This is a genomic window from Amycolatopsis sp. NPDC004368, assembly GCF_053602515.1.
This window is the reverse complement of the sequence record NZ_JBSGDT010000001.1, coordinates 518,024-543,262: the sequence shown is the minus strand read 5'-3', so window position 1 is coordinate 543,262 and position 25,239 is coordinate 518,024. Positions and strand designations below refer to the sequence as shown.

The window sequence follows — 25,239 nt, the reverse complement described above, 5'->3', positions numbered from 1 at the left end:
GTCAGTGCGCGTACACCTCGAACTCGTACAGCGAGTAGCCGTAACCGGTCCCCCGCTGCACTCCCTGCATCCGGACGAACCGGGCGTCCGAGGGCGTGAACGACACATTGTCCGCACCGCCGTTGCCGTCGGTCACCACCGCGGCGTCACGCCAGCTCTCGCCGTCGGTCGAGAGCTGGATCTTGTAACCCTTCGCGTACGCGGTCTCCCACGACAGCACCACCCGCGCCACCTGCTGCACCGAACCGAGATCGACGGTGATCGACTGGTTGTCACTCCAGTCGCTGGCCCACCGCGTCTTCGCGTTCGAGTCCACGGCGTTCGACGCGGGCGAGGTGAACAGGCCCGTCTCGGCGCTCGTGGCGCTCACCGGCTTGCCCGCCGCGAGGTTGCTGACGTTGTCGCCACGGTGCGCCGGGTATTCCACGACCTGCTGGAACGTCGGCCGGTTCTGCGTGCTGATCTTGCCGTGCGTGATGCCCCCCAGCGGACGCTGGATCACGGTGTCGGCGCACCACTGGTCACCGGCCGAGCAGTCGGCGTCACCCGGGTAGACGGTGTTCGCGGGCTGCGCCGCGGCCGCGGTGAGCGAGTCGACCAGCGCGGTGCGGCAGGCGGTGAGGTCGCCGCCGCCGCAGAACGTGCTGCCCAGCGGGCCGGCGACGGGCTGCCCCAGCACCGTGCGGATGTCCTTGCTGACGTAGCCCCACCAGCCGTGCTGGTACGACGAACCCTGGTGCGGCTGCCCGACGTGCTTGCTCGGCACTTCGTTCTGGAACCCGGACGGGCTTTCGTTGATCTGCAGCACGTTCGTCATCGCGGTGAACGCGTCCTCGCCCATGGCGGGCTTGAACTCCGCGGTGACGAGCAGCGGCCACCACGCGTCCATGATCCGAATCGCGTCGGCGTCGTTGTAGGTCTTGCTGCCCGGCGCCGACTCCACGCGCTGGTGGCCGTGGGCGAGCCAGGTCTTCAGCTTGTTCTCGGCCTCGGCCGCCGCGCCGGTGAGCGGGGTCTTGTCGAGCACCTGCAGCAGCAACGGCAGCACCTCCTCGGCCCGCAGGTCGGCGAGCGCCGCGTCCTCCATGGCCTGCGTGAGGTTCACGCGCGTCACCTTCGTGCCGCTGCTGATCAGCGCCCTCACGCGCGTGTCGAGCAGGTCGGCGCGGTGCACGGCCGACTTGTCGGCGCCGCCCGAGGCGTAGCCCTTGGCCTGCGCGTTGTTCCAGCTCACGTAGTAGTCCTGGTTGACCGACTGCGGGTGCTGGGCCATCGGCGTGTAGTTCGCCTTGTCGCCGTTCGGGTCCCAGCCCTGCCAGTCGTAACCCTTGTCGCCCCACACCGGCATCATCGGGTCCACAGTGGAATTGCGGACGGGGTTGGCGCCGGAGTTGAAGTAGGCGACGTCCTTGGAGTCGGCGTAGAACCAGTTGAAGGTGAAGTTGACGTCGTTGGCCGCGCGCTGGAAGTCGGCTGCCGAGTGGACGAAACCGGGGTCGTTGAACTCCTGGAACCCGATGAGCGAATCCACCTCGTGGAAGTACGAGGACCGCAGCGACGCGTACGCCACCGGCTTGCCGCCGATCGTCGCGCGGCTGGTGACCGGGCCGTATTTCGTGCGGTAGCTGCGCAGCGTGTACGAACCGGCGGCGGTGCCGTCGGCCACCGTCGGCGACCAGGAGTCCTTGCGCTCCACGGTGTCCATCGGCAGGCACTGGCCCTGGTAGAGGTAGTGGTCCGAGTCCTTCGTGGCTGGTTTCCCACTCGGGTCGCACAACGGCAAGGCGAACGTGTCGATGATGTCCTGCGCCGACGTCGTGGCGCTCCACGAGTAGTCCTGGCCACGGCCGAGCAGCACGTACATCGAGATCCCGGCGAACGACGCACCGCGTGCGCTGATGCCCGGGCCCTGAAGTTCCTGCAGGAGCAACAGCTGCGGCGCGAAGTAGCCGGTCTGGGGGCCGAACACGGCGACCGGGTGGCCGCTGGCGGTCTTCGAACCCGAGACGACGAGCGCATTGGACATGCCGTGCTTGTCGCTCAACAGGTCGCCGGGCAGCACGCCGTTGTCGAACATGCCCTTCGCGGCCTGCTGGTCCGCGGGCGCCTTGACGTCGACCTTCGCCGGCGTGTTCGTGGCGGCGGAGCCGGTCTGGTCGTACACGAGCTGCTGCGGCGTGACGGAACCCTTGTCCGGCAACGCCGATCCCTGCGGGTTCGCCGGGGTCATGCCGTAGTCGAAGGTCTGGCCGTCGTGCAGCGTCTTCACGGCTTCGGGGTCGTCGGCCGAGCGCAGGCTCTGCCACACCTGCTCACCCTTGACCACGCCGTACTTCTCCTGCAGCGCGAGCTTCGCGATCGCGTTCTGCACCTCCCCGCCGCCGCCGGCGCCGAACTGCGCGCCGACCACGGACGCGAGCACCACTAGGTCGGTGAGCTTGAACGGTTCGATGGTGCCGGCGTTGGTGATCGCGTCGACGTGACCGGTGAGCACGTACTCGCCCGGGAAGTAGCGGCCGTTGTGGGAGTCGGTGATGTAGGAGTTGATGCCGTCGACGTACGACTGCGCGTCGGCCAGACCCTGCCGGCCACGCGGCCCGCTCGCGGCGGTCGCCTCGATCTGCTGCTGCAGCTCGTCCTCGGTGTAGGGCGCGGCGGCGAAGAACGACTGCTCCAGCTCGCGGTTGGCGGGCGCGCCACCGGCGTACGAGGTGAGCTGGCCGCGGCCGACGCGGCGCATGATTTCCATGAGCCACAAGCGATCCTGCGCGGCGGCGTAGCCGGCGCCGAACTCCGTGCCCGAGCGCGTGGTGCCCTGGATGTGGGGCACACCGGTGGCCTTGTCGCGGGTGATCGTCACGTCGGAGCGCGGCTGCAGAGTGCTGGCGACCTGATCGGCGGGGACGCCGAACGAGGAGTCGTTGAAGAACTTGCCGATGGTGTCGGTGGTCAGCGCTTTGTAGCCACCGGCGAGGTCGGCGTACTTGCCGAGCTGGTCGTCGGCGTGCGCGGGCTGCGTGCCGAACGCCTTGTTGCCCAGGATCTCGGCCAGCGTCGCGCTGCCGTTCTCGCCGGGCGGGAGGATGTCGTTGCACTGGCCGGCGCAGTAATCGTTGCCCGGTAGCGCCGACGCTGGTGGACCACCGACCGCCGACAGCAGGCCCGCCACGGTGAAGGCGATCGCCGAAACGGTCAGGGTGCGGATGCGTCGTCGCATGCCGGAGCTCCCGTCCACGAGGTTCCCCCAGGGGTGACTCCGCGCACGCTACCCACGGGTAAAACAAGTGTGAAGACTTTTCGCGTTTAACCCCTCTTTGGGCCTAGTCCGATCGGCGCAGTTCACGGGCGATAGGTACGGTGAGCGCCATGACCTTGGAAAAGCCCGAAATCGACCGCCCGGACGGCCCACCGCCGGCCGAACTGGAGATCACCGACCTCACCGTGGGTGACGGCACGGAGGCCCAGCCCGGCACCGCCGTGACCGTGCACTACGTCGGCGTCTCCCACTCCACCGGCGCGCAGTTCGACGCCTCCTGGGACCGCGGCGAACCGCTGCGCTTCGCGCTCGGCGCCGGCCAGGTCATCCCCGGCTGGGACCAGGGTGTCGCCGGCATGAAGATCGGCGGCCGCCGCAAGCTGGTGATCCCGCCGCACCTCGCGTACGGCGAACGCGGCGCGGGCGGCGTGATCAAGCCCAACGAGACGCTGATCTTCGTGGTCGATCTCGTCGGCGTGAATTGAGTTTCGAGGGCAACCGGGCCGGCCCCGCGGGCAGCCCGGTTGCCATTCACTTTCGGGTGAACCCGCTTCCTGGTTAAGCTTCGCCGGTCGCCTGCGGGAGCCGGCGCCATTGACCAGGGGGTTGAGTGACATGCGCGTTCGCGCCATTCTTTCCGCGGCTCTGCTCACGCTCGGGGCCGCGCTGGCCACCGCCGTGCCCGCTTCGGCCGTCGCCAACGGATCCGACGTGCCGCAGGGCCGGTTCGAGTTCGCCGCCAAGCTCACGATGACGAACATCCCGCGGCCCGACGGCACGCACTACGACAGCGGCTGCTCGGGTGCACTCGTCGCGCCGCAGTGGATCATCACCGCCGGGCACTGCTTCCACGACGTGGACCGCAACCCGATCTCCGGCCCGGTGCCGTACTCGACCTCGGTGCTGCTGGGCACCACCGTGCAGCGCGGCAACCTCGGCGTCACGCGCCAGGTGACCGACGTCGTCCAGGCCGGCACCAACGACATCGCGCTGGCGAAGCTCGACCGGCCGGTCCGCGGGATCACGCCGCTGAAGGTGGGCCGCGGCGAGCCGACGGTCGGGCAGAAGCTGACGCTGGCCGGCTGGGGCGCGCTGAGCTCCGTGGACCCGGCGCCGTCGATGAAGCTGCAGCAGGGCACCGTCGCGATCGGCGAGGTCGCCGCCACCACGCTCGGCGTGCACGGCGTCGCGCCCGAGGCCGACACCAGCGCCTGCCTGTACGACTCGGGCGCGCCGTACTTCGTGGCTTCGGGTCGCGGCGGCCGGATCGTAGCCGTGGAGTCGGAAGGCCCCGACTGCCCCCACGCCGACGCCGAGACGACCTCGCGCGTCGATGTGATCGCCGAGTGGGTGCTGTCGCAGATCCACTGACGCTCAAATACCAGAAGACGGGCTCCGCGCACAGGCCGCGGGGCCTGTTTTCTTTCGCCCGACAAGGGAATTCCTGACGCGGAAGTAGCTGGTTAGCGTTGAGGGTCGATCATCGGCGCTCCGCCGGTGGCCCGACGAAGGGAAAGAATGCGCGTCCGCGCCGCACTCACCGCTGCTGTTCTGCTGCCCCTGCTCACCGCCGGCCCCGCACTGGCCGTCGCCGACGGGTCCGACGTGCCGGCCGGCCAGTTCGGCTTCACGGCCAAGCTGACCATGGCGAGCATCCCGCGCCCGGACGGGAGCACGTACACGAGCTTCTGCTCGGGTGCCCTGGTTTCGCCGACCTGGCTCATCACGACCGGCCACTGCTTCCACGACGCCCAGCGCAACCGCGTCTCCGGCCCGGTCCCCTACCCGACCACCGTCACGCTCGGGCTGGTCGACGAAGCGAAGGAAGCGGGCGTCACCCGCAAGGCCACGCAGGTGCTGCAGTCCGCGGAGAACGACGTCGCGCTCGTGCAGCTCGACAGCGCCGTCTCCGGCATCACACCGCTCACCGTCAACCGCGTGGTCCCGGCCGCCGGCCAGCGCCTCACCCTCGCGGGCTGGGGCAGCCACACGGCGAAAAACCCGGTGCCGTCGGCGAAGTTGCAGCAGGGAACCGTGCAGATCTCGTCGGTCGGCAGCACCACCGTCGCCGTCCACGGCGTCGCGCCTTCACCGACGACCAGCGCCTGCGTGTACGACTCGGGCGCGCCGTACTTCGTGCCGTCGGGCAGCGGCGGCCAGCTCATCTCCGTGGAGACGACCGGTCCGGACTGCCCGCACACGAGCGCGGAGACGACCTCCCGGGTGGACGTGATCGCGGATTGGATCGCGGCGCGCACGAAGTGAAGTCCACCAGGACGCCCGCGGCGGCGTGACCAACCACGTGGGCACGATGGCGGAGGGCGCGAAGGTCGTGCAGCTGCGGGATGTGCACGGCAACATCAATTTGTGACGCAGTTCCGGCTGGCACGGAGAGCGGTGGCCAGGATCGCTCTCCGTGCCCCATCCGTCGATTCCCGCGCCCCGCGATGGCGCACGGTGCCGGTCGAACGCACTGCGCTGGATGTGGTGTCTCGGCATCGAGGAATTCCTGGCCGCTCGCGGAATACCACTGCTACCGTGGGCGACGCGTCAGGCCGAGTTCGATTGGGCCGTGGCCGCGAGCTACGGTGGTGGCCTGCGTGAATTGCTTATGCACGAAGACACGGTCGTTCCCGACCACATCGTGCTTTCCCATCACGAGCAATTCGACCGGCTGCGCGCCGCGGAGGACCACGACGGCCGGGTTGGGCTCTCGGGGGGAACGCAGGCTACCGCACAGGCACCAGCACAATCACGAAACCAAAATAGTCGCGATTTTACTTGTCCTTTTTCTTCGGCAGCTGGTCCGCGGCTTTTTTACCCGCCGGGCCGAGTTTGTTCAGGACGGAGCGCACGCCGCTGACCACGGCGTCGCCGACGGGGTTCGGGTGGTCGTCGTCCGGGTCGCCGATGCCGGAGGCGGCGCCGCTGGAGCCTGAGTCCATGGTATTTCTCCCCAACTGTTGTTTTATCGGATTACCCGATCAATTACCGATGCTACGCAATCGTCCCAGCCACAACAACCGCGCGATTTGAGCCTCCTCTCCGGGAACTGCGCCGAGGCGGTTGTTCATCAGGTGGACGTGCTGGAAGGCCGCGCGGTAAGGCGAAACGCGGCGGGCCGAGAGGCGGTACTCGGCCCAGAACTGTTCGGCGTAGCGCCGCAGCGGCTTGCCGACGTGGTCGGTGGCCAGCGCGCCGGCGACACTGTCGGCGAGGCGGCCCGCCTGGCGCACGGCGGCCGGGTCGTCCGGGTGGGCCGTGGCCGCCGCAGGGCGCCAGGCGACGGTGCGGGCGCCGCGGCCCGACCAGTACCAGGCGTACTGGTGCAGGAAGCTCACGCGCTGGTCGGCGGGCAGGCCCTCGACGATCGCGGCGGTGTGGGCCGCGGCCTGCGTGATGCGGTGGGCCGACGCGCGGCCGGGCAGCAGCTGCAGCGCGGTTTCGCTGCCGAGGTGGGCGACGCGTTCGGCGAACTCCACGCCGTCGGGGCCGCGGAACTTCGCCAGTTCGGGCTCGTACCAGCGTTTCACGACCTCGGTACCGCGTTCGGCGAAGCGCCGGTCCAGCTCGGCTTCGACAACCTCGGCCGACTCCGGGAACGCACTGAGCCGCACCCGCAGCTGCAGGCCGGACATGTCCATGTACTGCAGGAAGAACCAGCGCCGCAACGCGTGGCCGGCGACGACCGGCCGCACCACGTCGTCGAGCAGTCTCGTCACGGACGGCAGGTCCGGCACGTACACGCGCCAGTAGCGCCAGTCCGGCCGTAGCAGGGTGTCAAGCATGGGTCACCACCGAAAGGAACTCGGTCACGCGCCGGTTGTCGAGACCGGCCGCCGGCAGGGCTTCGGTGAGTTCGAGCTCCTCCGCGCCGGCCAGGCCTTTCAGCGCCGTCCACGCCGCGAGCGGGTGGGCGAAGCTGAGCCACTGCGGTTTCCCCTGCGGCACCCCGCCCGCGGCGAGGCCGCGCACGAACACCTGCTCGGGCAAACCGTGCTCGGCCAGGAACATCCGGCCGGCGCGGAGGAAGTCCACATCGGGTCCGCCGCCAAGTTCGGGCAGCGCCGAAGCCGGCAGCGTCCACCGGGCGCGGCGCAGCACCAGCCGCCCGTCGGTCACGCGCTCGCGGAACCCCGCGCCGGGCACCGGCGCCCACGGACCCAGCGACAGCCACGGATCCGACAGCAGCTGAAGCACCCGTGGCACCCCGCGCAGCAGGTGCCCGGGCACGGCGCCGAGGTAGCTCAACGCGGCGGGCCGCCCCGCGGGGTCGAGCACCTCCAACGTGCCCGTGGCCAGGTCGTGACGCACGCGGAAGCCGTCGATCGGCACGCCACCCGGCCCGACCGACGGCCGTTCGGCACCCCACGCCAGCCACGGCGCCGAACGCACCGCCGGTCGCTGGGTGTCGGTCCAGTCGGCATGAGCGGTCACCTGGTACACCGTGGCTCCGGGGAACCGCTTTTCGTGCAACGCAGTCACTTCCGCCTCGACGCGCGAAGCCAGCCCCGGCACCCCGGCCCAGCGCGAGACGGCGCCGAGGTAGCCCGGGTGCACCTGGTTGACCACGAGTGCGTCGCCCGCGAGCTGCCAGAACACCGAGTGCGCGGGACGGCCGATGCTCGGGCCCGCGACGTCGGCGACATCGGGCTCGGGCACCGCGCAACGCGAAAGCCACACCATCGGGTCGAGGTCACGGGCCGCGCGGAACGCGAACTCGGCCAGGTCGGCGACGCCGCCGATGTCGTAGTGGTGCAGGAAGAACCGCACCAGGTCGTAGTACCCGGCCCGCGGCCGGGCGGTCGCGCGCAGCAAGCCGTCGAGCCGGGCGAGCTCACCCGCCACCCACGCGGGCGGCGCGGTCTCGGGTTCCGGGCCGTGCGCGACGGTTTCGTGCACCAGCCCCAGCCCGTCGAGCCAGTCGGCCCGCGCGGGATCGCGCTCGGTCAGCACAGTCCGCAGCCGCCCGCGCAACGCCAGCACCACCTCGGCCCGGCGCCGTCCGTCGGCGGTCCCGGCCACGACCTTCTCGGCTTCAGCCAGCGAGGGCCGGCCCCACGCCGTGAAGTGCCGGGGCTCGTCGAGCCGCCACGGCGGGCTCACCAGCAGCAGTCCCTGGTCCACGAGCCGGCGCACGTCGTCAAGGGCGCAGCCCAGCTCGGCCGCCAGCTCCCGCAGCCGCCGCGGCCGCGGATCGAGCGGGACCGGGCCGGTCAGCGCCGTGACCTCGTCCTCGCGGAAGTACACACCGTGGCGCATGAGGTGCACCGGCAACGCGGCCAGCCACTCCGCGCCGACGAGGCGAGTGTCCACATTGGGCACCACCACCGGGTCGTCTTCCAGTGCCGTATACGCGAGCCGAGCCGCCACGCGCGAGGAGCTCACCAGCCGGCAGCGCGCGCCCGGATCGGCAGCGCCGGTGAAATCCCCGACGCCCACCGTGGTCAACGCGCCGAACGGGCTCGGCTTCAGCGTGGTCCGCACCAGGTACGACACCGCGCTGCGGGACAGCCGTCCACCGGGTTTGCCGAGGTCTGCGCGGTCGGTGAACGCCGTGACGAACTCTGGGCTCGCCAGCGCCAGCCCGGCCAGCACTGGGGAGCTGCGCAGCGCCGACGCCACGGCGTGCTGCGCCGAAGCCAGCTCCGCGGCGAGCGCCCGCGTGGCCTTCTCCAGCAGCTCTCGCTCGCGCACCAGCAGCTGGTGCCACTCGTCGAGCCGGTCGGCTTCGGCGGTGGCCAGCACTTCCCGCGCGAGCCTGAGCCCGGCTTCGTCGCCGCGGTCGTTGAACACGCTGCGACGAAGCCGGATCAGCCCGCGCCGCTGCTCGCGCGTCAGCTCGTCGCGGCCGATCACCGCGTGCAGCGCGTCGCAGACCGGTTCGCGCAGCGCGGTTTTCCGCGCGGCCGCGGACTCGGCCTCGGCCAGCAGGGCGACGGTCTCCGGGGCACGCAGACCGTCGAGCACACCGGCGGGCAGCCCGCAGATCCGGGACACCAGCAGCTGTGGCACAAACAGCGGGGACACGACCTCACCGCCTCCGTGCGGCGAGTGCTTCGGCCTGCCAACCCGGGTCGTTGCCGGCCCGCCAGTCCTGCGCGCCGTCGCCGCTCACCGGGGCGGGCAGCTCGGCCGGGGCACTGCCCAGGATGAACTCGCCGACCGACGACTCCTTCAGGTAGTCCAGCCCGAACGCGCTCGCCGCCGCGTCGGCGTCACCGCTGCCCAGACCGCAGCCGGCCAGGCCCATCGCGGTCGCCACCAGGTACATCGTCTGGTACAGCGCGCCGGCGTGCTTGAGCGTGACGGCATAGGCGATCGACTGGTACTTCCACGACAGGCGCTGGAACCGCGAGGTCATGGTCACCAGCACGTCGGGTACGGCCTGGCCACCGGTCGAAAGCGTCGCCACGCGCAGCAGCTCGTCGCGCGCTTGCGACTCGGTGTTGATCAGCCGCAGCACGTGCTCGCCGGCGTCGTAGTGGTAGATGCCCGGCTGCAGCCCGGCACACCGGCGGACGGTGATGTAGAGCTCGAGCTCGTAACCCGCGCCACCGCAGGGATACGGCCGGCTCGAACCCTCGTACGGCATGCGCGCCTCGGGCCGCGGGCCGTACGTGCCGCGCACGCGAGCCGTGCGGTAGAGGAACTCGCCCAGCTGCTCGGCGGTGATCGGCTCTTCGCCGTAAGCACGGATCGACTGGCGGGCCTCGATCGTCTCCTGCAGCCCCGGGTCGGCCGACCGCACGCTGTCGAAGGCCGGCCGGAACAGTTCCGTGCGCGGACCTTCGGGCGCCGGCGCCACCGCGGGCAGCGGCTCGATCTCACCGACGTACGGGAACCGGCCGCCGAACGCCTCGTCGGTGCGCCCGATCCGGCTGCGGCTGTGGAAGTACAGGTCGTGCACGTCCCACTGGCGCAGCACGTCGTCGGAGTCCACGGGGAACTCGCCCTCGGCACCGACGTCGAGGAAGCCCGCACCCGCCAGCGCGGCCAGCACCGGCCACCACTCGGAGTCCACTTCGGACGTCGGCCGCGCGACGGCGAGCGCGGCCACGGCGCCGCCCAGGCCCGCGTCGAGCAGCACCGCGCGGTACTTGCTCAGTGGCGACTCGATCACCAGCTCGTCGGCGCGCCGGCGCAGCAGGCTGAACTTCCCGAGCCGCAGCCAGGCGCCGGTCAGGTCGGGCAGCTCGGGCCGCAGCCCGGTCACACCGGTGCGCTCCAGCACGGCCACGCGCTCGCCGCGCAGCCGGAAACCGGTCGCCAGGAAGGGTTCCACCTTCGCCAGCACGGTCGCGACCGGCGATTTCGGGTGCTCGGCGGCCAGCTCGTCCTCGGTGTGCAATCCGGCGCGGACCTGCTCCAGGGCCGCCAGCATCGGCGCCCCGACGCCCCGCAGCCGGTAGCCGGCGCGGTCGGCGAGGCCGAGCAGGACCTGGTCGTCCTTGCTCAGCACGGAGACGTCGCGGCGGAAGGTGACGGTGTACTCGGCAGTGCGTTCGAGCGTGGTCATAGGAACATCGCAATCGGGTTGAGGTCGGCTTCGGACGGCGTCTTTTCGATCCAGCCCAGCTCGCGCGGCACGTCGAAGAGCCGGCCGGGCGCGAAGCGGGGCCAGAAGTGCCGCATCCCCGGCACCATCACGCGCACCACGGGCAGGCCGATGTCGACCCGCGTCTGGTCCAGCACCAGCATTTCCATCCCGCGCGCGGCCACGACTCGTTCGGCGCGCAGCACGTCCTCGCGCACGTCGGTGCTCTGGTAGCGCTCGAAGTCCGCGCGGGTGCGCAGCGGGACCTCGGCCGGGAACACGTACGGCTGGTTCTCCAGCGTCGCGTTGCGCCACCAGTGCAGCTGGTCCGGGTCGTTGTAGGCGTAGGTGCCCGAGCCGTCGGCCTTCATGCCGATCACGGCGGGCAGGAACTGGTTCATCTCCGACAGCGCCCGCCCGATCGCCACCTCGACGTCGAAGTGCGCGCCGAGGGCGAACAGGATGTCCTGCGCGGGCTTGTCGCGGCGCACCGAAACCGCGGCGACGGAGGGAATGCCCAGGTCGTTGGTCAGGTCCAGCACCCAGGTGTCGCGCTCGAGCTCGTCGTAGCGCTGCCGCCACTGCGCGAAGTACGGCACGTCGAAGGTCGACAGGTCGATCGCGGGCCGGCGCAGGCGGTGGTACCACCACATCGCGACCGTGTCGCGCTCCACCAGCTCCATGAAGCCCTGCAGGATCGCGTCCTCGAGGCTCGTGCCCGCCGCGCAGCCGTTGGAGTTCGCGCCGGCCTGGAACGGGGTTTTCGGGTTGTGGTAAGCGAAGTACAGACCCGAGGTCGGGAACAGCTTGGTGCGCTGCTCGGTCAGCGACCACACCGGCGACCACTCGATCTCGGCCTCCGGGTCGAGCTCGTCGGCGACCCAGTGGAAGTGCGACGGCCGCGAGTTCCACTCCCGCCGGTCGCGGAACTGCGCGTCGCTGTAGAGGTGCAGGTCGTTGGGGTGGATCACCTCGTTCGGGTCCAGGTCCACGAGCCGCGCGGTGCGACGGGCCTCGTCGCCGTGGAACAGCCCCGAGTAGCGCTCGATCGCCTCGCCCACGGCCGACGCCTTGGCCTGCGCGTCGCTCATGCCTTTGCCCGCGCTGCAGCTGCGCAGCCCGGCGCGCAGGTCGTTGGCGTTGGCCATCGGGATCGCGAAGTTCTGGCCGGCGGTGTAGGTGTGCAGGCCCTCGACCTCCAGCGGCACCTTCACCAGGTTGCTGATCGGGCCCGTGACCGGGCTGATCAGGTGCTCGAAGCGCGCCACGAACTGCTCCGGTGGGCTCGTGCGGTAACCACCGTCGCTGCCGGCCAGGCGCGGGCGCGCCTGCAGCCGCACCGGCTCGGCCATGCGGTTGGCCTGCACGTCGGGCTCACCGCACAGCGGGCACTGCGGGCGGCGCTGGAACGGGTGGTGCTCCTGCGTGAGGCTGACCGTGTCGAGGGTGACGACCTCCGACTGCCACGGCGTGCCGTACTGCGCGGCCACCCCACCCGGCGGCTGCGGCATCGCGGCCCGGCCCGCGGCGAACGCGCCGGTGAGCCACTTGCCCACGTGCAGCGCGGCGAGGCGGTGCGCCAGGTCCTGCGTGACACCGGTGCCGGTCACGGAGTTGACGAGCGCCGGGCTGTCGAGCACCCCGCGCTGGCGCAGGTAGCTGGCCAGCACGTTCTTGTTGGACAGCCGCACGCGCAGGCACTCGTAGCAACCCGTCACGCCGGGCTCGAAGACCGGACCGACCCAGATCATGCTGCCGACCGGCTTCACCGGCAGCCACGGCGTGCCGGCCGCGTGGAACTTCGCGCCCCACTCGGCGAGCTCGGGCCGCAGGTAGTCGTCGGTGAGCACCACGGTGAACTCGGCGGGCGCGTCGGGATCCGTGGTGACGCCGGTGCCGAGCGCCGTGAGGGCCGCGGTGAACCCGGCCGGGTCGACGTCGCCGGCGGTGAGCACCCGCACGTCCGCGCCGGCCAGGCGCCGCACGGCGTCGTCACCGTCCACACCGGACGCTTCCCAGTAGCCGCCCACGCGCGGGTCGACCTCGGGGTCGACCTCCACCACGTAACCGCTGCGGCGCAGGCGGTCCAGCGCCACGTCGATGCGGGCGGGGTCGGCCTCGGCCAGTGCCTGCTTGATGTCCTCGCGGCTGTGCTGCCCCTCGACCAGCAGCGGGGCCAGCTGCTCGACCAGCGCACCGGCGAGCCGGGTCTGCGTGGTGCGCTCGCTCGTGAGGTACACCGCGTCGCCGGGCACGGTCAGCACGCGCAGCGACCGGTTGAACCTCGTGATCCGATTGATGCTCTTCGTCATGGTTGTCCCCTCAGTCGAGCCGGCGGGCGGAGCCCACCAGCCGGGCGAAAGCCTTCGATTGGCCGGACAGCTCGGCGAAGGTGCCGATGTCGGCGATGCGGCCGTGCTCCAGCACGGCGATCCGGTCGGCCGAGCGGATGGTGGAGAGCCGGTGGGCCACCACCACCCGGGTCAGCCGCAGGTCGTCGACGGCGCGGCGCACGAGTTCCTGCGCGGCGGCGTCGAGTGCGCTGGTGGCCTCGTCGAGCAGCAGCACGGCGGGGTGTTTGGCCAGGGCGCGGGCGAGCAGCAGCCGTTGCACCTGGCCGCCCGACAGCCCGCTCTCGCCGTCGGTGACCTGCGTGTGCAGGCCCATCGGCAAGGCTTTGACCACGTCGCCGAGCTGCGCCTGCTCAGCTGCGTGCTGGGCGAGGTCGAGGTCGACCTCGGCCGCCGCGCCGCAGATGACCTCGGCGAGCGTGCCGCGCATGAGCGTGGCGTCCTGGGCGACGTAACCGATGCGCGTGCGCAGGTCGTCGACGTCGCAGGTGTTCACGTCCACGCCGTCGACCAGCACCACACCGCGCTCGGTCCGGTCGAGGCCGAGCATCAGGCGCAGCAGCGTCGACTTCCCCGCGCCCGAAGCACCGATCAGCGCCACGAACTCCCCCGGCTCGATGCGCAGCGAGATGTCCGTGAGCAGGTCACGGGTCTGGCCGGGGTAGCGGAAGCTGACATCGCACAGTTCGATCGCGCCGCGTGCGGCGGGCAACGGGGTCGGGCGCGCCGGCGTCTCGGGCCGCGTGGTCAGCACCGGCGCGAGGCGGGCGTGCACCGGGCCGATGGCGAACAGGCCCACGAGCGCACCCTGCAGCCGGGAAGCGGTGAGGTTCAGCGTCATCGCCACCATCACCACCGTCCACTGCCCGGTGAACCCGAGACCCGACGCCATCGGCAGCAGCACCGCGAGCAGCGCCGGGTAGCAGGCGACGGCGAGCGCACTGGCGATTTCCGCGTACCGCAGGCCCGCGTCGTCGGAGCGCTTCTGCGCCCGGAAAGCCTCGCGCCAGCGACCGACCACATGGGACTGGGCACCGAACGCCCGCACGTCGTCGATGCCGAGCATCGCCGGGTACACGGCGGCCTGCACGTCGTCCACCGCGGACAGCACGTCGGTGTCGTGGCGTTGCTGGCGCACGGAAAGCCACAGCATCGCGGCGAGCACGACCCCGAACACCCCGACCGCCGCCACGGCCAGCCACGGGTCCAGCAGGGCCAGCAACGCGATCGCCACCAGCGCGAACACCGCGTGCAGCGCCGCCGTGAGGCCGCCGCTGCCGAGCAGGCCGCGCAGCTGGCCGACCCCACCGGAGAAGCCCATCAGCCGACGCAGCGGGTAGTCGCGGAAGAACGTCGCGGGCAGGCTCAGCAGGCGCTGCCAGATGGCCGACTCGAGCCGGTCCTGTGCGCCGTCGGTCAAGGTCAGCAGGCCGCGCTCGACCAGCGCGGTGGTCAGCAGCTGCAACGCGAGCAGCCCCACCAGCGCGCCGGCCAGGTACGGCACCGCGTCCCGGTTGCCGGCGGCGATCGCGATGGCGAGCACCATCCCGGCCAGCGGCACCACGAAGCCGAACACCGTCGCCAGCAACCCGATCACGGCACTCACCACGAGCCGGGCCCGCTGGCCGCGCACCGCGAACGACAGCAGACGCCGGCCGGTGCTGCCTTCGTGCGGCAGGATCGCGGCCTTCGGCGTGGCGGGGAGAACCGGCTGCGCCGCGACCGGCGCGCTCTCGGCCTGCTCGGCTTCGGGCTTGGTCCGGCCGGCCGTGGCCTGCTTCAAGGACGCGGCCGTCGCGCCGGTTTCCTCGAACCACGAACGGGTTTCGCCGGCGGGCAAGGTGGTGGTCATCCGGCCACCTCCGCGATGTCGCGGTAGCCGCGGGTGTGGGCGAGCAGGTCGTCGTGCGTGCCGTACACCCGGATCTGGCCGCGGTCGAGCAGCACGACCGTGTCGTCGCCGCGGACTTCCGAAAGCCGGTGCGCCACCACGACCGTGGTCGTCCCGCGAGCACGCAGGGCAGCGTCGATGCGGGCGGCCAGCGCGGTCTCGACGGCGCTGGTCGCTTCGTCGAGCACGAGCACGCGCGGGTTGCGAGCCAGCGCCCGGGCCAGGGCGAGGCGCTGCCGTTCGCCGCCGGAGAAGTTGCGGGCCTGCTGGCTGACCTGCGCGGAGTCGATGCCGCCACGCAGGGAGATCGTCTCGGTGAGCTGCGCGTCGTCCAGCGCCGCGGCGATCGCGTCGTCCGGCAGCGACGTGCCCAGCTCGAGGTTCTCACGCACGGTGCCCTCGAAAAACGCCGGCCGCTGCGGCACGTACCCCACCAGGAACGGCCGCACCGACGGCGGCAGGTCGGCGCTGCGGCGGCCGTCGATCAGCGCCACGCCCGACCACGGCCGCACGAGCCCGGCCAGCACCTTCGCGAGTGTCGACTTGCCGCAGCCGCTCGCGCCGACGAGCGTCATGCGGCCGCCGGGCGGCACGTCGAGGTCGAGCGAGGCCAGCAGCGGCTCGGTGTTGGTGTCGTAGCCGTAGCGCAGCCCGCGCACGGTGACCCGCCCCGGGCCGACGGCCACGGGTTCGTCCACATCGGACGGATCGGTCTCGGCGCCGGCCACGTCGTCGTACGCGGCGAAGCTGCTGCGCAGACCGCCGATCCGGTGCAGGCCCGTGACGAGCCCACCCGCGTGCAGCTGCCACACACCGGCCAGCACGGCCACGGTGATCACCTCGCCGGGCGCGACCACGGCGGTCAGCGCGAGGCAGGCGGCGTATCCCAGCGCGTGCAGCGCCGTGACGACCAGCCCGATCCCGTGCTCGCCCAGCGCCGCCCGGCGTTGCGCGGCCAGGACCTTGCGCTGCGCCGAAGACCAGCGCCCGAACGCCTGGCGTCCGCTGCCCTCGGCCTTCACCGTGTCGATCGCGGAGAGCACGTTGAGCGAAAGCCCGTCGCGCGCCGACTGCTCGACCAGCAACGCCGACTGCCGCTCGGTGCCCGACCGGCGGCCGAACCGCACGACCAGCGCGGTGAGCGCCGTGCTCCCGACCAGCACCGCGGCGGCCGCCGGAGCGAGCACGGCCAGCACCGCGAGCAACCCCAGAACCGCGGCCAGGCTCACCGCGACGGGCAGCACGACCGTGGTCAGCTGCTGCGCGATCGTGTCGGCGATCTGCACGCGCGCCGCGACCCCGCCCGTGAACCGGCGGTGGAAGTAGCTGCCGGGCAAGCGCAACAGGTGCGCGACCAGCTCGGTCGAGCGCGTGAGCGAGGTCCGCAGCAACGCGGCCGAAACCAGCCGCTGCTGCGCCCATCCCGCGAGCGCCACACCCACGGCCACCGCGGCCAGCCACCACGTCGCGCCGGGCCCGGCGGTCGCCGTGACCAATGAGCGCGCCAGCAACGCGGCAACCACGGTCAGCCCGGCGGTGACGATCCCGGCCACCACCGCGCCGAGGACCACCGGCAGCCCGGCGCCGAGCCAGCGCAACGCCCGCGGCAGCACCCGCTGCGGCGCGCCGCTCGGCTCGAACCCGGCCGCGGGCCGGAAACCCAGGTACAGCCCGGAAAACCGCTCGCGGAACTCGTCGAGCGAAAGCGTGTGCCGGCCGGTGGCGGGGTCGTGCAGCCGCACCTTGCCGCCGCGGCCGACCTGTTCCAGCACCGCGAAGTGCCGGTTGTCCACGAACACCACACCGGGCGCGGCCAGCCCTCGCAGGGTCGCGACATCGGTGTCGGCGCCGGAAAGGCGCACGCGCTTGGCACTCACCGTGAGCCCGAACTGCTGGCCGCGGCGGGCGAGCGTCGCGGCGCTGATGCCGTCGCGGCCACCGCCGCAGGCCTGCGAAAGGATCGGCCACGACAGGTGCTTGCCGAACCCGGCGAGCAGGATGCCCAGGCAGGCGGCACCGCAGTCGGATTCCTCGACCTGGCGGAACTCGGCTCCGGCGCGAGACCGGTAGCGCGTGCTCACCGGGCACCGCTTTCCGCCAGCGCGGGCGCGAAGTTCACCGGCAGCACGCGCGGCGTCGGGAACGCGAGCGAAGCGCGCCAGGGCAGCTCGGCCAGCGGGCGGCTCGGGGCCGGCAGCCGGTCGTGCACCGCGCTGAGCAGCGATTGCGCGGTCATCGCGGCGAGCGCGCTGCCGAGGCAGTAGTAACTGCCGTGGCCGAACGCGACGTTGCCGGTCATCGGCCGGTCCCAGCGGAACTCGCGCGGCGCGTCGAACTTGCGCGGGTCGAGGTTGGCGGCGGCGAAGGCGAGGATCACGGTGTCGCCCGCCTTGAAGTGCAGCTTGCCGACGGACAGGTCGTGGGCGACCTGGCGCGAGCCGAACGCGACCGGGGTGCGCAGGCGGATGGCCTCGGCGAACACGCGGTCCGCGCACGCCGGGTCGGCGGCGAGCGCGGCGGCGACGTCCGGGCGCTCGGACAGCACCACGAGGGTGTTGGCCAGCGCGGCCGTCACGGTGTCGAGCCCGGTCATGAAGAGCAGCAGCACCATGTCCACGGCTTCTTCCGCGGTGAGCTTGCCTTCTTCCTGAGCCTGCGCCAGGTGCCCGATCAGGTCCTCGGCCGGCTCGACGCGGCGCCGCGCCAGCTGCTCGTCGACGTAGCCGCGCAGCTCGGCGAACTCGGCGGCGGTGATCGGGGTGCCGGCCTCGGGGTGCTCCTCGGTGAGGAAACCGGCGGCGAGCTGGTTCATCATCCCGGTGGCCCGCTTCGTGACCAGGTCGCGGTCGGCGGCCGGCACGCCCAGCAGCACGGCGGTGACCGCGGCGGGCAGCGGCGTGGCCAGCTCGGAGACGAACTCGGCTTCGCCGCGACGCAGGGGTTCGGCCAGCAGCTCGGCCACGACGTCGTCGATCCGGTCGCGCAGGAGGCCCAGGCGACGGCCGGAAAACGCCCCGGTCAGCACACTGCGTAGCCGGGTGTGCTCCTCGGCGGCGCGCACCGACATGGTGCTGCCGAAGAAGCGAACAAACTGTGGGTTATCCCGGTGGGCTTCCGCGGTGAAGACCGGGGCCGCCATGGGGAAGCCGGGGTGGGTGCACAGGCGGGTCACCAGCTCATAACCGGAAATGACCCACATTCCGTCGAAGCGCACCACCGGCGCCTGTTCCACCAGCTCCGCGAAGAAATCCGGAGCGTGCATCCCGAACGGCTCCTGACGGGCGAAGTGCCGCCACAACCGCTGGACGATTTCCGACATCCCCCAGTCCTTTCACGAGCACGCGTTTTCCCGCACCGCGTGGCCGCCGCCATTCATGAAATACTCTTCGACGGCGACCACGCGATGTGGGTGGAATAGCCGACCTCACACCTGAAATCAGAAGACTCAGGTGGCGCAGCCGTACGTGCCGAAGCACACCGGGCAGCCGATGCTGCCCGCCGTTCCGAAGCAGTTGCTGGCACCGGCTTCGGTCAGCTCCTCGATGACGAGCTCCTCGACCTGCGGGGCCTGCGTGGTAACGTTCTCCATGACAACCTCCCTTCAGAGGTTCGTTTCGCCGCGGATGTCCATGGGGATTGTCAGCTCGAGCTCGCGGTACCGACCGTGCCCGCCGAGCTCGGGCACCCCGCGGTGCCCACCGTGCCGAGGCAGAAGCTGCCGGCCTGTGCGTCGGAAAGCTGCTCGATCGTGAGTTCGGACGTGGCCGGCTCGAAGATTTCCTCGTTCATTGCTTTTCCTCCCTACTGAATGCGCAGTGGTTCGAGCGGGATCGTCAGTGCGTCAGGACGAGCTGACGGTGCCGTAGCTGCCGGCGCTCGAGGGGCAGCCGAACGTGCCGGCCGAACCCACGCACCAGCCGGCGCCGGTGGCGTCGGACAGCTCTTCGACGGTCAGTTCCTCGGTGAAGTCCTGCGACTCCTGCATCTCCATGACAGTTTTCCTCTCAGGACCAGCTGAAGGCGGTGCCGATGCACGCCGGGCAGGTGGTGGAGCTGATGGTGCCGCCGGTGTTGGTGGTACCGGCGCCGGCGACCTCGCCGAGCTCCTCCACCGTGATGTCCTCGGCGAACGCCTGCTCGACCTGGATGTCGAACTCGTTCATCTCGGTTCTCCTCACAAGTTGACGGATCAGTGGTGCGGGACTGCTCAGCCGAAGCTGGAGGCGGTGCCGATGCTCGACGGGCAACCGGCGCTGCCGATGGAGAAAGCGGTGCCGGCAGCGGTGGTCTCCACCAGCTCCTCGACCTGCAGCTCCTCCACCGCGTCGACGATGTTTTCCTGCATTCCTTTCACCTCCTTTCCGAGGTCAAAGGCGGATGGAATTCACGCCTCGGGTTTGCAGGTGACAATGCCCAGGCTGCGACCGTTGAAGCTGTACCGGTACAGGTATTCCTCGCCCTGAGCACCGACGTAGTCCCATTTCGCCAGCTCGAAGCCGACGAACTTGGACTGCGAGCTCGGCACGCATCTCGGGGGTGCCGGGACACTGGCCTCAGCAGCAGAAATACCGGTCAAAACGGACACGACAACTAAAGCGGCAACCGTAACAGTTCTCATCACGCAAGCCCCCCCAGGCTTTTGATTCCCCAGTTTTGTGCTATTCGCGCTGAGCGATTCGCACAGGGGGAACGCTAAACCCAACCCCCCATGCAAGAGGAGGGTAAATCACCGATGTCACCCGACTGGAGTAGTTAGCTGGCAGCTATCTTAGGCTTCTCCTAGGGTTCCCTTAAGGTCAGTGCACGAAGGGTGCCTGCGCGACTACCCAGGGGTGACGGTGCGTACCGACCGCGAAGGGCAACCACTCGGACGTGAACCAGCTGCGGCTCCGCTGGGAACTCAGAGAGACCGGGCCCGGCGAGGCGGGCGGGGGCTTCAGCGAGCGGCCGAGAAGACGGCCTGGGCCGCGAGCACCAACGTGCGCACACCCGCGCCGAGAGCCTCCGGCGCCGGCGCGAAGTCGGGGGCGTGGTTGGTCCCGCGGTCGCCGACGCCGAGCGTCCAGTAGCAGAGCGGCACGCGGCCGCCCTCGCGCGCGGCCAGGTGGCCGAAGTCCTCGGCCGCGGCCACGGGCGGCGTCCACGAGACGAGGTTCGGGCCCAGCGCGCCCAGGTGCGCGGCCCGCACGGCGAGCGTGAGCTGCCGGTCGTTCGTCGTCGCGGGTGCCGAGCGCACCGTCACGACGCCGGGCTCCACCGGCGCACCGGACGCCGCGGCCTCGGCCCGGCACACGCGCTCGATCGCCGCCAGCGCCCGGGCCAGCGCGCCGTCGGACGCCGCCCGCACGCTCACGCCGAGCTCGACCCGGTCCGGGATCACGTTCGCCGCGTCGCCCGCGTGCACCGAGCCGACGGTGACCACCACCGGCTCGGCCGGATTCGTCTCGCGCGCCACCACCGACTGCAGGCGCACCACGAGGTGCGCGGCCAGCACGACCGGGTCCACGGCGAGGTGCGGCACCGCGGCGTGCCCGCCCCGGCCGTGCACGGAGATCGCCAGCTCGGCACACGGCGCGGTGATCTGCCCCGGCGAATGGCCCACGCGCCCGACCGGTCCGGGCACGGCGTGCTGGGCCAGGAGCGCGTCGGGTACACCGAACACGTCGTGCAGGCCGTCGGCCACCATGGCCAGCGCGCCTTCGAGCGTCTCCTCGGCCGGCTGCCCCAGCACCAAGAGCCGGCCACTCCACTCGGCACGCGTCGCCACGAGCTCCCGAGCCGCCCCGACCACAGCGGCCACGTGGAGGTCGTGGCCGCACGCGTGCATCACCGCGCCCTCGGCGGCGTAGGGCAGACCGGTGCGTTCGGCCAGCGGCAACGCGTCCAGCTCGGCCCGCACCGCGACCGTGGGCCCGGCGCCGTTTTCGAACGCGGCGACCACGCCGTGGCCACCGATTCCGCTACGCACGGTGAAACCCAAGGCGGCCAGCTCGCGCGCCAGCACCCCGGCCGTCCGCTCTTCCATGCCCGCCAGCTCCGGGTGCCGATGCAGATCCTGGTACAGCTCCAGCAGCTCCGTCACAGCCATCCCGACTCCTCGGCAACGCGGTACGCGGCCACGCGGTTGTCGACTTGCAGCTTTGTCAGCGCGCTCGACAGGTAGTTGCGCACCGTGCCCTCCGCGAGCGAGAGCCGCGCGCCGATTTCGGCGGGCCGCAGCCCCGCACCCGAGAGCCGGAGCACGTCCAGCTCCCGCTCGGTCAGCGGTGTCTCACCCACGGCCAGCGCGTCGGCGGCGATCTCCGGGTCCACGTGCCGGCCGCCGGTGCAGACCTTGCGCACGGCGGTGATCAGGTCGTCGGGCGAGATGTTCTTGGTGACGAACCCGCGCACCCCGGCCCGCATCGCGCGGTGCAGGTAGCCGGGTTTGCCGTAGCTGGTGACCACGAGCAGCCCGCAGTCGAGGCCTTCGGCGCGCACGGCCTCGGCCACCTCGAGCCCGGACATCCGCGGCATGTCGATGTCCACCATGGCGCCGTCGGGGCGCTCGCGGCGGATGGTCTCCAGTGCGTCGGCGCCGTTGTCCACGGCCGCGATCACGTCGATGTCTTCGGCGAGGCTGAACACCGTGCGCAGGGACTCGCGCAGCAGGGCGTGGTCCTCGGCGAGCACGATCCGCAGGGTCATGAGCTCTTCCTCGGCTGGTCAAGGGGCACGCGGGCGGTGAGCACGAAATCGCCTTCGACCTCGCCGTGCTCCAGCGTGCCGCCCACGGCGGCGAGGCGCTCGGCCAGCCCGGTGAGGCCGTGTCCGGCGCGCGTGCCGCCGGCGTGCGGACGGTCGTTGCGGATGCGCAAGAGCACGCACGAGGGGTCCCGCACGAACTCGACGCGGCAGTTCTCGGCGGCGCTGTGGCGCAGGATGTTGGTGCCGCCTTCGCGGATGGCCGAGCCGATCGCCTCGGCGACGGGCCCGGGCAGCCCCTCGGGCACCGGGTCGGCGACCACACGGACGCCGGCCAGCGACAGGATCGACGACGTGCCGCGCAGCTCCTCGGCGAGGCTCGGCTGCCGGTAGCCGGCGATCACCTTGCGCAGCTCCGTCACGGACCCACCGGCCAGCTCCGCGATCTGCGTCAGCTGCGTGCGGGCGGCTTCGGGGTCGGTGTCCATGAACCGCACCCCCAGCTCGGCCTTGAGCCGCACCACGGACAGGCCGCGGCCGAGCACGTCGTGCAGGTCGCGGGCGAAGCGCAGCCGCTCCTCGACCACCGCCATGCGGGCCAGCTCGTCGCGGTTGGCGTGGACTTCCGCCGCATACGTGACCAGCAGTCCCATCCCCGCCAGCACCACGATCGTGACCAGCGAGCGCAGCAGCACCTCGGCCACCGCGTACGCCGGCACCTGCATCAGGAACGCCAGCCCCGCCGTGACCACGAGCACGACCAGCGGGAAGATCCACCGCTTGCGCCCGGTGAGGCTGATCGCGGAAACACCGGCCACCAGCGACGGCAACGCCAGCCACGCCGGCCCGAAGGCCAGCAGCAGCGCGAACGCGAGGCTGGTGGCGATCGCCACGTCGACCAGGTGCTCACCGCAGGCGGCCGCGCGCCGCACGACCGCCCACACGATCCGCCCGAGCCCGGCCAGCACTCCCGCGACGGCCAGCACCGCGAAGAGCACGTCGAGCGCCTGCGGGTGGGTGCTGAGCCAGAGGAAAAACGCCTCGGCGGTGAACGCGACGGTGGTCCCGAGGATCAGCAGCGCGACGACGCGGCCGAGTGTCCCGGGGTTCCACCGGTCCACGTCTCCTCCTGCGCTAGCTCGACCGCTTCGGGTCCCATTTGAAGAAGCGCTTGCCCAGGCCGAGGGAAACGCCGATCCAGGCACACAGTAGCCCCAGCGGCATGACGCACGCCCTGAACGACTCCAGGAATCCGACCTGGTACGGCAGCTGGGCCGTCGCCGGATTCGTCGCGAAGTCGCGGCCGAGATAAGCGGTGCGCAGGATTTCCACGACCGAGCTCGACGGCAGGTACTGCACCGGCATCTGCAGGAAGTGCGGCATTTCCGACAGCGGGAAAACGATTCCGGACGCGAACATCATGAGGAACAGGAATGGCGTCACGATCCACGTGGACACCTCGCTGGTGGGCAGCAGCCCGGACACCCCGATGGCCAGCAGCGCGAACGTGAACGCCCCCAGCACCACGCCGACCAGCAGCAACAGCGGATTCGCCGGCGCCGGCGCACCCAGGTACGAAAGGCCGAAAACGAGCAGGACGACGACCTGCGCGATGCTCGTGACCGACCCGCTCATCGCTTCGCCGGTCATGATGGCCGTGTCCGGCAAAGGTGTGCCGCGAAGGCGTTTGTAAATCAGTTTCCCGCGCCGGCTGGTCGCGGAGTTCACCACGTTGTAGACGATCCAGACGAGGACGAACCCCATCATCCCGGGCAGCAGGTACACACCGCCGTCGACGCCGGCGATCTCCCCCTTGCCGTGCTGGCTGGCCGGCAATCCGATGCCGAGCCCGAGCGGAATCAGCACACCGGTGAGCGCGAATCCGAGATCGCGCCAGTGCACCTTCTGCGACAACAGGAACTGCGACCAGGTGTAGCGCCAGAAACCGAGCGAACGACGGACCCGCGGCGCGGGGGCGAGGGCAGTCATCAGCGCTCCTTCGCGGTGGTGGCGAGGGCGGCTTCGTCGGCCACCCTGAGGAAAACGTCTTCGAGCGAGTTGTGCCGGACCTCGAGGTCCGAGATCCGCACGCCGGCGCGAGCGGCCCAGTCGAGCAGCCGGTGCAGATCCGCCTGCGGGTCCGTACTGCTCAACTCGTAGTGCCGCCCGTCCTCGGACACCCCGGCCAGCTCGGCCGGCACCGCCACCTCACTGACGAACGTGACCGTCGACCCGTGATCCGCCCCGATCACCTCGTCGACCGACCCGTGCCGCACGATCCGCCCACGATCCATGATCGCCACGCGGTTGGCGAGGTACTGCGCCTCCTCCATGTAGTGCGTGGTCAACAGAATCGCCATGCCCCCGGCGACCATGTTCTCCAGCACGTGCCACGTGCGCCGCCGCGCCTGCGGATCCAACCCGGTGGTCGGCTCGTCCAGGAACAGCAGCTCCGGCCGCCCCAACACGGCCAGCGCCAGATCCAGCCGCCGCCGCTCACCCCCGGACAGCTTCCCGACCCGCGTGTCCCGCACCTTGCCGAGGTCAACCAACTCGACAGCCTCGTCCAACGACAGGGGATCGGCCGTGAACCTCCGCCACGCCCGAATGGACTCGACCACCGTCAGATCATCGAAAAACCCGGCCTCCTGCAACATGATCCCGACTCGCGGAGCAACCTCCTCCCGCTCCGCCGCGGGATCCACCCCGAACACCCGCACGCTCCCGGCCGACGGCCTCCGGTACCCCTCCAGCACATCCATCGTCGACGTCTTGCCCGCACCGTTCGTCCCCAGCAACCCGAAGACCTCACCGGCCCGCACCGCAAAGCTCAACTCGTGGACCGCGACAAAGGACCCGTACTCGACCCTCAGCCCCTCCACCTCGACAACCTTTTCCCTACCCATGCGATCCACCCTGGCGCCCCCACCCGCCAGCCTGTAGACGCACACCTCACCAACGCACCATGCGTCCCCCACCCCGACCGCATGACAAACCTCATAACCCCCAGCTCACCGCCGGGTCTGGACCACCAGACTCCCACCGCACCCGGACAACGACAGTCCAGACCGCACCCGGGCCCCACACCCGAAACGCGACCCCACCACCCGGATCTCCACAACACCGCCAGGCCCACCCCGAAACGCGACCCCACCACCCGGATCTCCACCGCACCACCGGACCCACCCCGAAACGCGACCCCACCACCCGGGCCTCGACCGCACCACCGGGCCCACCCCGAAACGCGACCCCACCACCCGGATCTCCACCGCACCACCGGGCCCACCCCGAAACGCGACCCCACCACCCGGGCCTCGACCGCACCGTGGGGGTCTGGGGGGGTCGCCCCCCAGAAAAAACGACGACCTCCACCAAACGGGAAGAGGCCCCATCGCGCTAGCGATGGGGCCTCTGAACACCAGTGGGCGAGGAGGGAGTTGAACCCTCACGTCCTTTCGGACACACGGACCTGAACCGTGCGCGTCTGCCATTCCGCCACTCGCCCGAGTTGCTTCACTCT

23 protein-coding genes and 1 tRNA gene are annotated in these 25,239 nt (G+C 71.0%); 3 read left to right on the top strand and 21 right to left on the bottom strand.

Annotated elements, in window-relative coordinates:
• Position 1: 1 nt before the first annotated feature.
• A complete protein-coding gene (locus ACWEOE_RS02475; protein WP_452002793.1) occupies positions 2-3,217 on the bottom strand; it encodes a penicillin acylase family protein in 3,216 nt (1,071 codons plus the stop codon).
• A 149-nt stretch (positions 3,218-3,366) separates the two neighbouring features.
• Here ACWEOE_RS02475 and ACWEOE_RS02470 point away from each other — a divergent pair, with 149 nt between their 5' ends.
• The 3 genes from ACWEOE_RS02470 (at position 3,367) to ACWEOE_RS02460 (ending at position 5,521) form a co-directional block, all read left to right on the top strand.
• Positions 3,367-3,741 carry an FKBP-type peptidyl-prolyl cis-trans isomerase gene (locus tag ACWEOE_RS02470; RefSeq protein WP_452002790.1) on the top strand — a complete coding sequence of 125 codons (375 nt, stop codon included), beginning with the start codon at positions 3,367-3,369 and terminating at the stop codon, positions 3,739-3,741.
• A gap of 130 nt (positions 3,742-3,871) precedes the next feature.
• Positions 3,872-4,627 carry a S1 family peptidase gene (locus ACWEOE_RS02465; RefSeq protein ID WP_452002788.1) on the top strand — a complete coding sequence of 252 codons (756 nt, stop codon included), beginning with the start codon at positions 3,872-3,874 and terminating at the stop codon, positions 4,625-4,627.
• A 147-nt stretch (positions 4,628-4,774) separates the two neighbouring features.
• A complete protein-coding gene (locus tag ACWEOE_RS02460; RefSeq protein WP_452002785.1) occupies positions 4,775-5,521 on the top strand; it encodes a S1 family peptidase in 747 nt (248 codons plus the stop codon).
• 512 nt (positions 5,522-6,033) lie between these two features.
• Here the strand turns inward: ACWEOE_RS02460 and ACWEOE_RS02455 are convergent.
• The 20 genes from ACWEOE_RS02455 to ACWEOE_RS02360 form a co-directional block, all read right to left on the bottom strand.
• Positions 6,034-6,201, bottom strand: coding sequence for a hypothetical protein (locus ACWEOE_RS02455; protein WP_395889165.1), 168 nt, complete (start codon positions 6,199-6,201; stop codon positions 6,034-6,036).
• A gap of 39 nt (positions 6,202-6,240) precedes the next feature.
• Positions 6,241-7,044: a thiopeptide-type bacteriocin biosynthesis protein gene (locus tag ACWEOE_RS02450; RefSeq protein ID WP_452002781.1), complete on the bottom strand. Its 804-nt coding sequence runs from the start codon at positions 7,042-7,044 to the stop codon at positions 6,241-6,243.
• Positions 7,037-9,286 (bottom strand): hypothetical protein, encoded by a 2,250-nt coding sequence (locus tag ACWEOE_RS02445; protein ID WP_452002779.1) that lies wholly within the window; start codon positions 9,284-9,286, stop codon positions 7,037-7,039. Before ACWEOE_RS02445 ends, ACWEOE_RS02450 begins: the two co-directional genes overlap by 8 nt.
• A 4-nt stretch (positions 9,287-9,290) precedes the next feature.
• On the bottom strand, positions 9,291-10,775 hold the full coding sequence (locus ACWEOE_RS02440) for a SagB family peptide dehydrogenase (protein WP_452002777.1): 1,485 nt from the start codon (positions 10,773-10,775) through the stop codon (positions 9,291-9,293).
• Entirely contained in the window at positions 10,772-13,105 is a 2,334-nt protein-coding gene (locus ACWEOE_RS02435) for a TOMM precursor leader peptide-binding protein (RefSeq protein ID WP_452002775.1), read from the bottom strand. The genes ACWEOE_RS02440 and ACWEOE_RS02435 overlap by 4 nt, the downstream gene beginning before the upstream one ends.
• Before the next feature lie 10 nt (positions 13,106-13,115).
• Positions 13,116-14,996 carry an ATP-binding cassette domain-containing protein gene (locus ACWEOE_RS02430; RefSeq protein ID WP_452002773.1) on the bottom strand — a complete coding sequence of 627 codons (1,881 nt, stop codon included), beginning with the start codon at positions 14,994-14,996 and terminating at the stop codon, positions 13,116-13,118.
• Positions 14,993-17,116: an ATP-binding cassette domain-containing protein gene (locus ACWEOE_RS02425; protein WP_452002770.1), complete on the bottom strand. Its 2,124-nt coding sequence runs from the start codon at positions 17,114-17,116 to the stop codon at positions 14,993-14,995. The genes ACWEOE_RS02430 and ACWEOE_RS02425 overlap by 4 nt, the downstream gene beginning before the upstream one ends.
• Positions 17,113-18,354 (bottom strand): cytochrome P450, encoded by a 1,242-nt coding sequence (locus ACWEOE_RS02420; RefSeq protein ID WP_452002768.1) that lies wholly within the window; start codon positions 18,352-18,354, stop codon positions 17,113-17,115. The genes ACWEOE_RS02425 and ACWEOE_RS02420 overlap by 4 nt, the downstream gene beginning before the upstream one ends.
• A gap of 126 nt (positions 18,355-18,480) precedes the next feature.
• Positions 18,481-18,624, bottom strand: coding sequence for a hypothetical protein (locus ACWEOE_RS02415; protein WP_158688140.1), 144 nt, complete (start codon positions 18,622-18,624; stop codon positions 18,481-18,483).
• 50 nt (positions 18,625-18,674) lie between these two features.
• Positions 18,675-18,824, bottom strand: coding sequence for a thiocillin family RiPP (locus tag ACWEOE_RS02410; protein ID WP_452002765.1), 150 nt, complete (start codon positions 18,822-18,824; stop codon positions 18,675-18,677).
• 52 nt (positions 18,825-18,876) lie between these two features.
• Entirely contained in the window at positions 18,877-19,026 is a 150-nt protein-coding gene (locus tag ACWEOE_RS02405) for a thiocillin family RiPP (RefSeq protein WP_452002762.1), read from the bottom strand.
• Between the two features lie 13 nt (positions 19,027-19,039).
• On the bottom strand, positions 19,040-19,198 hold the full coding sequence (locus ACWEOE_RS02400) for a RiPP peptide (RefSeq protein ID WP_452002760.1): 159 nt from the start codon (positions 19,196-19,198) through the stop codon (positions 19,040-19,042).
• Between the two features lie 44 nt (positions 19,199-19,242).
• Positions 19,243-19,380: a thiocillin family RiPP gene (locus tag ACWEOE_RS02395; RefSeq protein ID WP_452002757.1), complete on the bottom strand. Its 138-nt coding sequence runs from the start codon at positions 19,378-19,380 to the stop codon at positions 19,243-19,245.
• Positions 19,381-19,419: 39 nt separating this feature from the next.
• Positions 19,420-19,560 (bottom strand): hypothetical protein, encoded by a 141-nt coding sequence (locus ACWEOE_RS02390; RefSeq protein WP_452002755.1) that lies wholly within the window; start codon positions 19,558-19,560, stop codon positions 19,420-19,422.
• A 411-nt stretch (positions 19,561-19,971) separates the two neighbouring features.
• On the bottom strand, positions 19,972-21,123 hold the full coding sequence (locus tag ACWEOE_RS02385) for an amidohydrolase (protein WP_452002752.1): 1,152 nt from the start codon (positions 21,121-21,123) through the stop codon (positions 19,972-19,974).
• Positions 21,114-21,722, bottom strand: a complete 609-nt coding sequence (locus tag ACWEOE_RS02380; protein ID WP_452002749.1) for a response regulator — start codon at positions 21,720-21,722, stop codon at positions 21,114-21,116. The genes ACWEOE_RS02385 and ACWEOE_RS02380 overlap by 10 nt, the downstream gene beginning before the upstream one ends.
• Complete coding sequence (locus tag ACWEOE_RS02375) at positions 21,719-22,840, bottom strand: sensor histidine kinase (protein ID WP_452002746.1); 1,122 nt, start codon at positions 22,838-22,840, stop codon at positions 21,719-21,721. Before ACWEOE_RS02375 ends, ACWEOE_RS02380 begins: the two co-directional genes overlap by 4 nt.
• A 13-nt stretch (positions 22,841-22,853) precedes the next feature.
• The gene (locus ACWEOE_RS02370) at positions 22,854-23,708 is read right to left on the bottom strand and encodes an ABC transporter permease (protein WP_452002743.1); all 855 of its coding nucleotides are present in this window, start codon (positions 23,706-23,708) and stop codon (positions 22,854-22,856) included.
• Entirely contained in the window at positions 23,708-24,625 is a 918-nt protein-coding gene (locus tag ACWEOE_RS02365) for an ABC transporter ATP-binding protein (protein WP_452002741.1), read from the bottom strand. Before ACWEOE_RS02365 ends, ACWEOE_RS02370 begins: the two co-directional genes overlap by 1 nt.
• Before the next feature lie 516 nt (positions 24,626-25,141).
• Positions 25,142-25,224, bottom strand: a tRNA-Leu gene (locus tag ACWEOE_RS02360).
• Between the last annotated feature and the right edge of the window lie 15 nt (positions 25,225-25,239).

Bases quoted from the DNA above. Each gene is read 5' to 3' on its own strand.
- ACWEOE_RS02475 (WP_452002793.1), bottom strand. From the start codon at position 3,217: ATGCGACGACGCATCCGCACCCTGACCGTTTCGGCGATCGCCTTCACC.
- ACWEOE_RS02470 (WP_452002790.1), top strand. From the start codon at position 3,367: ATGACCTTGGAAAAGCCCGAAATCGACCGCCCGGACGGCCCACCGCCG.
- ACWEOE_RS02465 (WP_452002788.1), top strand. From the start codon at position 3,872: ATGCGCGTTCGCGCCATTCTTTCCGCGGCTCTGCTCACGCTCGGGGCC.
- ACWEOE_RS02460 (WP_452002785.1), top strand. From the start codon at position 4,775: ATGCGCGTCCGCGCCGCACTCACCGCTGCTGTTCTGCTGCCCCTGCTC.
- ACWEOE_RS02455 (WP_395889165.1), bottom strand. From the start codon at position 6,201: ATGGACTCAGGCTCCAGCGGCGCCGCCTCCGGCATCGGCGACCCGGAC.
- ACWEOE_RS02450 (WP_452002781.1), bottom strand. From the start codon at position 7,044: ATGCTTGACACCCTGCTACGGCCGGACTGGCGCTACTGGCGCGTGTAC.
- ACWEOE_RS02440 (WP_452002777.1), bottom strand. From the start codon at position 10,775: ATGACCACGCTCGAACGCACTGCCGAGTACACCGTCACCTTCCGCCGC.
- ACWEOE_RS02435 (WP_452002775.1), bottom strand. From the start codon at position 13,105: ATGACGAAGAGCATCAATCGGATCACGAGGTTCAACCGGTCGCTGCGC.
- ACWEOE_RS02430 (WP_452002773.1), bottom strand. From the start codon at position 14,996: ATGACCACCACCTTGCCCGCCGGCGAAACCCGTTCGTGGTTCGAGGAA.
- ACWEOE_RS02420 (WP_452002768.1), bottom strand. From the start codon at position 18,354: ATGTCGGAAATCGTCCAGCGGTTGTGGCGGCACTTCGCCCGTCAGGAG.
- ACWEOE_RS02415 (WP_158688140.1), bottom strand. From the start codon at position 18,624: ATGGAGAACGTTACCACGCAGGCCCCGCAGGTCGAGGAGCTCGTCATC.
- ACWEOE_RS02410 (WP_452002765.1), bottom strand. From the start codon at position 18,824: ATGAACGAGGAAATCTTCGAGCCGGCCACGTCCGAACTCACGATCGAG.
- ACWEOE_RS02405 (WP_452002762.1), bottom strand. From the start codon at position 19,026: ATGGAGATGCAGGAGTCGCAGGACTTCACCGAGGAACTGACCGTCGAA.
- ACWEOE_RS02400 (WP_452002760.1), bottom strand. From the start codon at position 19,198: ATGAACGAGTTCGACATCCAGGTCGAGCAGGCGTTCGCCGAGGACATC.
- ACWEOE_RS02395 (WP_452002757.1), bottom strand. From the start codon at position 19,380: ATGCAGGAAAACATCGTCGACGCGGTGGAGGAGCTGCAGGTCGAGGAG.
- ACWEOE_RS02385 (WP_452002752.1), bottom strand. From the start codon at position 21,123: ATGGCTGTGACGGAGCTGCTGGAGCTGTACCAGGATCTGCATCGGCAC.
- ACWEOE_RS02380 (WP_452002749.1), bottom strand. From the start codon at position 21,722: ATGACCCTGCGGATCGTGCTCGCCGAGGACCACGCCCTGCTGCGCGAG.
- ACWEOE_RS02370 (WP_452002743.1), bottom strand. From the start codon at position 23,708: ATGACTGCCCTCGCCCCCGCGCCGCGGGTCCGTCGTTCGCTCGGTTTC.
- ACWEOE_RS02365 (WP_452002741.1), bottom strand. From the start codon at position 24,625: ATGGGTAGGGAAAAGGTTGTCGAGGTGGAGGGGCTGAGGGTCGAGTAC.